We start from the raw sequence: 8,815 nt of genomic DNA on the forward strand, positions 1-8,815 counted from the left end.
ATTCGCATTATGGCCTCGTTTGGTTTTGGGCCTCGACTGCCTCGATCAGCTCCGCCGCGCGAAGCGCCAGTCGCCCCTCGTCAAAATCAACTGCGAAAAACAGACGCGCGAGCTTTTCGGGGGACCAGCGCATCGGCCCCAGTTCAGCGCGGGTGTCGGTCGGGTCCCAGAGGCCGAGGTGTCCGAGCGCGGCCCGGCAAAGCTCGGCACGGCGAACAATCCCCGCCCAGGTGCCGTGGTGCTGCGCGCCGACCTCGAGCGCGACAAAGAGTGCCCTCGTGTCGTCTTGGTCGAAATGTTTTTCGGTGATGCCGAGGTCGCGCACGATTGCCATTCCCCATCGCGCCGCCGGTGCAATGTTCGTCAGCAGCCGCAGCTCAGCCCGGGCGCGGCGTTCAGCCAGGCGAATCGCGCGTCGATCGGCAGCGAGATCGCGGTTGATTTTCTGCTGGGGTAAGTTAGTATGGAGTAGCATCTGGTTTCTCGTTCGCGCCGGCCAGCCCCCCCTCTGGCCGGCTTTTTTTATTGCCCCCCGACCTCGAAGCCTGCCGCCTGTAGCTCCTCGACGGCGCGCTGCGACTGGCACTGCCGCACCGCCGGCGGATCCGGGGGGGGCAGATCGGGGTTGGTCAGGCGCTCAATAAATCGCTGAATCGCCTCGCGAGAGGTTCGGATGCCGCCCGGCGTCCGGACCACCTCCAGCCGCACTCGCGCGCCATTGGCGGCGCGCGCCCCGTGCAGCGCCAAGCGGTACATTTTCTGGATTGAGGCGCGGCGGTTGCCGCGGCAGAAGACCGGGTATGCTCGGGCTTCGCCCAACTCGACGAGCTGTTCGCTAAAAATGTCGATCATGCCCGCCCGTTTATCTTCCGGGGGGCCGGTTGGGTGTGCTGTTCGGTCAGGTTCGGTCAGGTTTGGTCAGGTTTGGTCAACGGACATTGCGCGGGAACCGGCGCGGGAGATCCGGAACAAACTGCTTTTCAAGCCAGGGGCGAATATCATCCCAGCGCCACAGGCTTGGCTTGCCGCCGCCGCCTCGAACGAATGGCGCCGGCATCCGATCGAGATACTTTTCCAGGGTGCGTTTGGTCCGATTCACGATCGCGGCGGCCTGATCCAGGGTCACGCACTGCGGCGCGACCTCGTCCTGACTTGTGTCCGCCGCCGCGATCATCGCGGAGCTGGTCAGGTCGCGCGCGGGAACCGACGACATCTCGCGAAGCTCGCGGATGCGAGCCTCCAGCCCGCGCCGCAGCTCATCGCATCGGGCGTCTTGCTCAGTTGACAAGCCCAGCCGCGCCGCCGCAAGGCGCCCGCCTACCAGCTCCGCAAGTTCCACAACGGCACACAGCACTCCATGCAGCCAGACGGCCGGCTCCAAGCCAGCAATCGGGATCGGCGGGGCCACCGCCGCCGCCTTCACCGCTTCCTGCGCGGCCTGCACCTCCCGCCATGCCTGCTCGATGTCCGTGGCCAGTTCCGCAACAAGCCGATCCGTGTCGCGGGCGGGGATCATCCTCGCCGCTGCCTTATCAAGCCTCCGCTGCAGCGACAGCATCCAGCCGGCGGAATGGGAAAACTCGTAAAGGGCTTCTGCGAACTGTGGCATGTCATTGGGCATGGTCACCTTTCTTTCAGATCGGGTCGATCCGGGCCGGGCGGCGCGAAAGGTGACGAACACCGCCACGGCCCGAATCGCTTGGCCGGGAGCTAGCCGGCCTTCCCGTTAATGGATGGATTCTAACCGACCTGCGCCATGATGCGCTTAGCCTGCTCGACATTCTTCTCGGCGTAGACCTGGGTAACAGTCAACGTCTTATGCCCAAGGATCACCTGGGCCGCCTCCAGGCCGTAGTTCTTGCGAAGCTCGGTCGCGGCGTTGTGGCGCAGTCGATGCGGGTTCCATCGCGGAATCACTCGCTGCTCGACGGCGAGGTCCATCTGTGCGCGGGCGTGCGCGTCGGCCTTGTCGCAGCCCTCGCGCACGGCGCGGTGATAGCTCATCGGCGTGTAGCAGGCGCCCGGCTTCTTGCGCGGGTTGAGCTTGCGATTGCTGCCCGGCACGTTGCCGCAGCTTGCTGGCGTGCGCCGCGCCGCGTGCATCGCCTCGCGCCGCTCCCGCTCGGCGTCCGCCGGCGAGAACAGGTACTCGCCAAGGCCAGGGCGAAGAAATGGTTTGACGATCTCCTGGGCGCGCGGGCCAAGGTAGATTTCCCGTTGATGCCCGTGATGCAGGGTCTTGTGTCTCGACGGGCGGTAGACCCATAGCGCCCCGGTGGTGTCGATGTCGCAGGCGCGCATCGAGCAAACCTCGCCCGGCCTCATGCCGGTCAAAAGCTGAAGTCGGATCATCGCCGCCACCTGGCGGGAAACGTAAGGCAGCACCGCCTCAACATACTCAATCGGCACCGGCTTGACCGAATCGGCTTCCCGGGCCTCGCTGCGCCCCGCCTTCAGTCCGGCCACAACCTGAAGCTCGTGGAAAACGCTGGCAGGGGCCAGCTTGTTTTCCGCAGCCCATTTGAACACCTGCCTGATGCGATTGGTGTTCTTGTTGATGCTCCTGCGCGTCCAGCCCGCGTCGATCATCGCCTGGCGGACGGCTTTGAGGCGGACGGCGTCGAACTCCGCCGCCGGCGTCCTGCCGTAGAGCTTGAGCAGCGGGCGAAGCGCCACGTCGAAGTTGCGTACTTCGCTGGTGGGCGTGCCGTCGGGTCTGCGGTAGTAGGTGCGGGCGTGCTGGCGAAACGCCGCCGCGACCTCGGCCACGGTGACGCTGGCGGGATCGGTCGGCAGCCGCCGGCCCGCGGCCAGCCACTCGGCAATCAGCCGGTTGTACTCAGCCCGGCTCGCCGCGCTCTTATATGTACCGAGGTAGATGTCTCTGCCTTCCAACGTGACGACCGCCTGACCGGATGCTTTGTGATGCCGGTAGGCGGGAATTCGGGTGGGATCGGGCATGGGGATGCCTCCGAAGGGGTCTATCCGGCGGTCTACATTTGCGCCGGTAGACTACCGGATTTCCGGGTAACTTCGGCCGCGCATCCCTACGTTGGGAAGGTACGCTTAACTCAGCGTCCGGCGTGACTTATGTGAAGCTCGGCAGGCAGGACTCGAACCTGCAACCAGCCGGTTAACAGCCGGCTGCTCTACCATTGAGCTACTGCCGAAACGGATCCCGCCAGCAAGCGGGTCGCTTGTGTAACTGTATCGGCCAGTCGAGTTGTGTCAAGCGGCAGTTGGATGCCTCCGCAGGGCTTAAGACGAGCCGGGCGGCGCGTTGGCAGGGGTCGGGCCAGGCGCGGGAACGAGGGCCGGGCCGGCGGGCGGGTCGGACGGAGCGGTCGTCGAGGCCGCGGTGGCAGCCGGTGGCGACACGCGTGGCGGGAGCTTGCGATAACGCACCGCCACCAACGCCAGCACAATCGCCATACCCACTATCGCCAGCACAACGAGTCGGCCTGGCACACCGGCGGAACTGCCCTCGCCATTGACCATATTCAGGACCTCTTTGGCCAGAAGTGCCTCGGGGCAGCCGCAGGTTGCCCGGATACGGTGCGGTTGGGGGCCGGCCAAGGCTCAGGATGTCTGCGGGACGAGCCTGGCGAACTTGCGATTGCCCAATTGCACGATAACCGGCTTGTCGAAATGCCATTCCTTCTGGAAATCTGTCACCTTCTGCCCGTCGATGCGAACGGCGCCTTCCCGGATCTTTCGGATGCCTTCGCTGTTGGAGGCCACCAGCCCGGCTCTGACCAGCAGCGGCGCCAGCTTGCTGGAGGGCGAATCGAGCTTGATCTCCGGTATCTGGTCCGGCACCCCGCCGTGGGTGGTACGAATGAACTCCTGCTCGGCCTGTTCGGCTGCTTCGCGGCTGTGGAAGCGTGTGACGATGTATTTGGCCAGGGCGATTTTGGCGTCGCGTGGGTTTTCGGCGATGAGCTTTCGGAACTGCTCGACGGGCACGTCGGTCAGCAGGGTGTAGTACATTTCCATGACGTGGTCGGGCAGGGACATGATCTTGCCGAACATGCCGTTGGGTCCGCCTGGCGGATCGGTCACGGCGATGTAGTTCCCGGCCGACTTGCTCATCTTTTTGGTTCCGTCGGTGCCGACCAGCAGCGGCGTGACGATCACCACCTGCGGATCCTGCCCCAGCTCCTTCTGAAGCTCGCGCCCGACGAGGTTGTTGAAAAGCTGATCGCTGCCGCCCAGCTCCACATCGGCCTGGATCATCACGCTGTCCCATCCCTGCATCAGGGGATAGAGGATTTCGTGCAGGCGGATCTCGCCGCCCTCGTGGAACCGTTTGGCAAAGTCCTCGCGTGTGAGCATCTGTGCGACAGTGGCGCGGCTGGCGAGCTTGATCACATCCATGAGGTTCATTTTCGCCAGCCATTCACCGTTCCAGCGGACCTCCAGATGCTGCGGATCGGTCAGTAGGATCTTGCCGACCTGGGCGACATAGGTCTGGGCGTTGCGGTCGATCTCCTCGCCGGAGAGCACCGGGCGAGTCTTGTTGCGTCCGGTTGGATCGCCGATTCGCGCGGTGTAGTCGCCGATGATCAGCACCGCCTTGTGTCCCCACTCCTGGAACTGCCGGATAACCGAAAGCGGCACGGCGTGCCCGAGGGTCACATCCGGGGCCGTGGGGTCCATGCCGAGCTTGATGCGCAGCGGCTTGCCGGTTTCGGCCGAGCGAGCGAGCTTTCGCCGAAGATCCTGTTCGGTGAGGATCCTCTCACACCTTCGCGAGAGGATGCGGAGTTGTTCGTCGATCGAGGGGGCCATGAATCGGATCCTGCTGACACTGGCACAACCGTGGTGCAAGTCGCCGGATTGTAGGGGCCGGCGACTCGGGCAACAAGAACCGGGTGCAATCCGCCGCAACCGTCAGGCCAGATGCATCAGGACAATGATGACATTGGCGGCATTGAAGGCGGCGTGAATGAGGATCGGCACCCACAGATTCCCCGTCCGCTCATAGGCGTAACCAAGACACAGTGACAGAAAGAAGATCGGCGGGCGAGTCCACCACTCGTGGACCGACGCGAACACCAGCGAGCTGAGCAGCACGGCGGTCCATCGCGCAACCGGCATGTCGGGCCTGCGAAACAGCGTGTACAGCGTGGCGGTCTGAAGGTGGCCGCGGAAGAAGATCTCCTCGAACGCCGGCGCGACCAGCACCGCGGAGACCACGATGAGAATCCGCAGCAGCGGATCAGGCGAATCGCGCAGTTGCTGCAGGAGCTGATGGGCCTGCGGATGCTCCAGTCCCAGCCACTGCCACAGGAGCTGCGTGAGCCAGGCACTGAGGTAAGTCAGAGGCAGGATCACGGCCGCGCCGAGCGCGCCTGCCGTGCGGGCGCGGACGGCGTCGTGGGCGCCCAGACCCAGGCGGCGCAGCCCGCCGGGGCGCAGCGTCGCGGTGCCGGCACACAAGGCGATCACCGCAAGCGTGGGGGCGAAGACGGTGAGAATGACCAGTTGCCGCGGGGAAAGCGAAACCGGCGGCGCCGTCGCCGGAGTCGTGGTGGCCGCCGTCGATGGCGCGGCCGGCGCCTGATGTTCGCCGCCGCCAACCAAGCTTGCGTAAAAGACCTGCGATGCGAACCACGTCGCCAGGCCGATCAGCAGCACCTCCCAAAGCGGCGCCAGCCGTTCGCCGGGCGCCAGCCTCGGCGGACCAACGATACTGCGGGCGCGGAACGCGCCGACGGCGCCGGCCAGCAGCAGCCCCCCCGCCGCCAGCACCAGCATCAGCATCAGCGGCTCCTGATCGCTGGTCGGCTGGGTCTGAGCGAGGATCCGCGGAAACAGGATTGGCATCAGGTTGAACGATCCAAGATTGACCCGCCGGGACGTGGGCCGGGCGTCAAGCAACCGGCCCATGCCGGCCGCGACATTCTAGATTCAGCAGATACAATCGGGAAATGTGGCGATGAGGGAAGGCCGCAAGCAGAGTCAGCAGACGAGCCAGCCTCGTCCCAGATCGGAACCCGATGAGCACGATTCTCGAGCAGATCATTCAGACCAAGCAGCGTGAAATCGCCCAGCGCAGTGCCGCGGTGCCGCTGGAGCAGTTGAAGCAGCAGGCGCTGGCCTCGCCGCGACCACGCAACTTCTTCAGCGCCGTGACGCGCGAGCCGAAAGACAAGCCGCTCAACCTGATTGCGGAGATCAAGAAAGCCTCGCCCAGCGCGGGGGTGATCCGCCAGGACTTCGATCCGGTGTCGATCGCTCGGCAGTACGCCGCCGCCGGCGCCGACGCCATCAGCGTCCTGACGGATGAGCAGTACTTCCAGGGCCGGCTGGAGTATATCCGGGCGGTTCGCGAGGCGGTGCCTCTGCCGGTGCTGCGGAAAGATTTCATCATCGATGTTTACCAGGTGTACGAGTCGCGGGCGGCCGGGGCCGACGCCATCCTGCTGATCGCCGAGTGCCTGGAGATCAGCAAGCTGATCGACCTTCAGATTCTGGCCACCGAGCTGAACATGACGTGCCTGATCGAGGTTCACGACATGGAGAATCTGATCCGGGTTCGCGATCGTGTGATTGGCTTTCCGCATCGCAGCTACAGCCTGATCGGAATCAACAACCGGGACCTGCGGACCTTCAAGACGGACCTGGGGACGACGCTGCGTCTGGCGGAGCTGGTGGAGAATCGCGATGTGCTGGTCAGCGAGAGCGGCATTGAAAGCGCCCTGGACGTGGCCAAGCTGGCGGCCGCGGGCGTGCGAGCGATCCTGGTGGGCGAAAGCCTGATGCGCAGCGACGACATCGCCGGCAAGATTCGATCGCTGATGTGGCCCGGCTCAGACAGGCGGTGAACGGAGCGGATTCGCGCCGCGATCCGATGCCCTGCCCATTTACGCTCCAACGACGCAAAAAACATTGCGGATTGTGAATCCCGGATGACGGATCAGAACGTGCCTGCATCCGCAATCCGAGATCCACAATCCGCAATGGCCTGCCGGCGCGACGCTGGCGCGATCGGGTTACAGTCCGCCTCCACGCGGGCCGCCGCCCTGCATCTGCATCATCGCCTGCATTCCGGCGGCGACCAGGCTCTGCACCAGGTCGGTGGGGATGTGGGCATCCACCTTGATCGCCGACTGCTCGCTGGAGACAGCCGCACCGATGGGCGGCAGGTCGGGCGGCAGTTGTACCGGCATGTTGAACCCGAACTGCTGGGCGTAGTTCAAGCCGGTGGTGACGATGTCATCCACGGGCACGTAAACCACTGCCATCCGCTGACGCGGAAGCTGCGAGGCCACTTTCTGCACGCGCGGTTGCTGTGCCAGAGGCGTGGCGTTGGTCTTGACCGCCTCGATCGCCTTGCTGATGAACTCATCGCTGGTGCCGGAGACCACCAGCAGCTTGTCGCCCACTGTCCCGATGTTGACCACGGCTCCCTGCGGGCCGTACATCATGTTCATCATCTGCGCCTGGCGCATGGCCATGGGGTCCTGGGCGTTCATGTCAACTTTGGTGATGATCTGATCGAAGCGGACGCCGGCGACGGTCTTGGCATTGGGGCTGAGCGAAGGCACGGCCGCGGCAGCGCCGGGGATGTTGAAGGCCTTCATGGCATCGGCCTGTGCCGTCACCATCTTCTGGTATGCCGCCGACATCGACTGCGGCTGGCCGCTCTGGACGCTGATGAACTGGATGAGCGGCTCGGCGCCGATGGCGCCGCTGGGCGCCAGCATTCCGAACGCCTGCCCGGTCTGCGCCGCGATGTACGCCTTCATCGCATCGATGTAGTCCTGCACCGCCTTGCCCTCGGCCTCACCGACGGCGACCAGTTCCTTGACGATCGGCTGGATCAGATCGTCCACGAGCCTGGCGGCGATGGCGGGATCGCTGATGCTGCCGCCGAAGACCAGGTACTTGCCATCGGGCAGGCCCGCCACAAGCGGCGCGTCGGTGTTCTTCATCGCCGCGATGGTGGAGCCGATGTAGCTGGTGGGGGCGAATTCGGACATGACGGTAAAGTTGATTCCCTCGGGCGCCAGGCTGACTCCAATCGCCGCCGACTCGGCATCGCGCAGGAAGCCTTCGGCGAGGTTCATCGCCTGGTTGACCAGGGCGCGAACGGTGGGCACGTACTTGGCGGCCTGCGGCTCATTTCTCAAGCCCGTCTCCACCTTGGCGAGGATTTCCTCACGTCCCTGCTGGAGCTTGGGCAGCAGCTTGGCGCGGATCGCCGGGGTATTGGCCAGCAGCACCGCGTCCTTGTTCTGCATGTGTTTGGAGGTGACGGCGGGCAGGGTGATGCCTGTGGGCGGCTTGTTGGCGACCAGGTCCTTGCTGGGACTGAGCGCGGCGAAGGCACCCCAGTTGGCGACGTAACCCGGCTCATGGGCCTCACCCATCCGCACCTGAGCCACGTTGTCCTGAAGCTGGGCGTCGGGCCAGTTGCCCAAAAATGCCTTGTAGTCGGAGACCGGGATCAGCAGCAGCATGGCCTGATCGGGCCGACCGCCGGCTTTGTCCGGGTCGATGAACACGAACGCCGCCTCGCCATTGGCGTTCAGTCCGTTCTGGATGTTGAGTTTGGTCTGGATGGCTGCCAGCGGGTCAGCCATTTCCGGCGACATCGCCGCCAGCCCCAGGTCCTGCGCCAGCCGGGCGACTTTGTCACTGGTTGCCTTCAGATCCCTGATTTTCAGCACGACCAGGGCGTCCGTGGGCACTTGCTCAAGTACCTGTGCGCTGAGCAGCCCGCTGCCAAGCAGCAGCATCGCCACCGCCACCGCCATTCCCTGTCGAATCGATTTCATTGGTTCTCCTTGTGGTGTCTGCGCGGAGT

At 64.8% G+C, this 8,815-nt stretch carries 8 protein-coding genes and 1 tRNA gene; 1 reads left to right on the plus strand and 8 read right to left on the minus strand.

Annotated elements, in window-relative coordinates; all coding sequences use genetic code 11:
* Nucleotides 1–7: 7 nt before the first annotated feature.
* The 7 genes from ACQS5P_RS04400 to ACQS5P_RS04430 all read right to left on the minus strand — a co-directional run bounded on the left by ACQS5P_RS04400 (nucleotide 8) and on the right by ACQS5P_RS04430 (nucleotide 5,829).
* On the minus strand, nucleotides 8–475 hold the full coding sequence (locus tag ACQS5P_RS04400) for a hypothetical protein (protein WP_428939692.1): 468 nt from the start codon (nucleotides 473–475) through the stop codon (nucleotides 8–10).
* Nucleotides 476–522: 47 nt separating this feature from the next.
* Complete coding sequence (locus ACQS5P_RS04405) at nucleotides 523–852, minus strand: hypothetical protein (RefSeq protein WP_428939693.1); 330 nt, start codon at nucleotides 850–852, stop codon at nucleotides 523–525.
* Between the two features lie 76 nt (nucleotides 853–928).
* Entirely contained in the window at nucleotides 929–1,621 is a 693-nt protein-coding gene (locus tag ACQS5P_RS04410; RefSeq protein ID WP_428939694.1) for a hypothetical protein, read from the minus strand.
* Nucleotides 1,622–1,740: 119 nt separating this feature from the next.
* Complete coding sequence (locus tag ACQS5P_RS04415; protein WP_428939695.1) at nucleotides 1,741–2,961, minus strand: tyrosine-type recombinase/integrase; 1,221 nt, start codon at nucleotides 2,959–2,961, stop codon at nucleotides 1,741–1,743.
* 137 nt (nucleotides 2,962–3,098) lie between these two features.
* Nucleotides 3,099–3,170 (minus strand) — tRNA-Asn (locus ACQS5P_RS04420).
* A 409-nt stretch (nucleotides 3,171–3,579) separates the two neighbouring features.
* Nucleotides 3,580–4,791, minus strand: coding sequence for a tyrosine--tRNA ligase (gene tyrS / locus ACQS5P_RS04425; RefSeq protein ID WP_428939696.1), 1,212 nt, complete (start codon nucleotides 4,789–4,791; stop codon nucleotides 3,580–3,582).
* Between the two features lie 102 nt (nucleotides 4,792–4,893).
* Nucleotides 4,894–5,829, minus strand: a complete 936-nt coding sequence (locus tag ACQS5P_RS04430; RefSeq protein WP_428939697.1) for a lysostaphin resistance A-like protein — start codon at nucleotides 5,827–5,829, stop codon at nucleotides 4,894–4,896.
* Nucleotides 5,830–6,002: 173 nt separating this feature from the next.
* Here ACQS5P_RS04430 and trpC point away from each other — a divergent pair, with 173 nt between their 5' ends.
* Nucleotides 6,003–6,830: an indole-3-glycerol phosphate synthase TrpC gene (gene trpC / locus ACQS5P_RS04435; protein ID WP_428939698.1), complete on the plus strand. Its 828-nt coding sequence runs from the start codon at nucleotides 6,003–6,005 to the stop codon at nucleotides 6,828–6,830.
* Nucleotides 6,831–6,998: 168 nt separating this feature from the next.
* On the opposite strand, the gene ACQS5P_RS04440 is transcribed toward trpC, so the two are convergent.
* A complete protein-coding gene (locus ACQS5P_RS04440) occupies nucleotides 6,999–8,786 on the minus strand; it encodes a hypothetical protein (protein ID WP_428939699.1) in 1,788 nt (595 codons plus the stop codon).
* Between the last annotated feature and the right edge of the window lie 29 nt (nucleotides 8,787–8,815).

The organism is Fontivita pretiosa, assembly GCF_050410795.1.
Classification (GTDB): Bacteria; Planctomycetota; Phycisphaerae; order Tepidisphaerales; family Tepidisphaeraceae; genus Fontivita; species Fontivita pretiosa.

What these genes read in the sequence shown, in the direction of transcription:
- ACQS5P_RS04440 (WP_428939699.1), bottom strand. Translation starts at nt 8,786, where the DNA reads ATGAAATCGATTCGACAGGGAATGGCGGTGGCGGTGGCGATGCTGCTG.
- ACQS5P_RS04415 (WP_428939695.1), bottom strand. Translation starts at nt 2,961, where the DNA reads ATGCCCGATCCCACCCGAATTCCCGCCTACCGGCATCACAAAGCATCC.
- trpC (WP_428939698.1), top strand. Translation starts at nt 6,003, where the DNA reads ATGAGCACGATTCTCGAGCAGATCATTCAGACCAAGCAGCGTGAAATC.
- ACQS5P_RS04410 (WP_428939694.1), bottom strand. Translation starts at nt 1,621, where the DNA reads ATGCCCAATGACATGCCACAGTTCGCAGAAGCCCTTTACGAGTTTTCC.
- tyrS (WP_428939696.1), bottom strand. Translation starts at nt 4,791, where the DNA reads ATGGCCCCCTCGATCGACGAACAACTCCGCATCCTCTCGCGAAGGTGT.
- ACQS5P_RS04430 (WP_428939697.1), bottom strand. Translation starts at nt 5,829, where the DNA reads ATGCCAATCCTGTTTCCGCGGATCCTCGCTCAGACCCAGCCGACCAGC.
- ACQS5P_RS04400 (WP_428939692.1), bottom strand. Translation starts at nt 475, where the DNA reads ATGCTACTCCATACTAACTTACCCCAGCAGAAAATCAACCGCGATCTC.
- ACQS5P_RS04405 (WP_428939693.1), bottom strand. Translation starts at nt 852, where the DNA reads ATGATCGACATTTTTAGCGAACAGCTCGTCGAGTTGGGCGAAGCCCGA.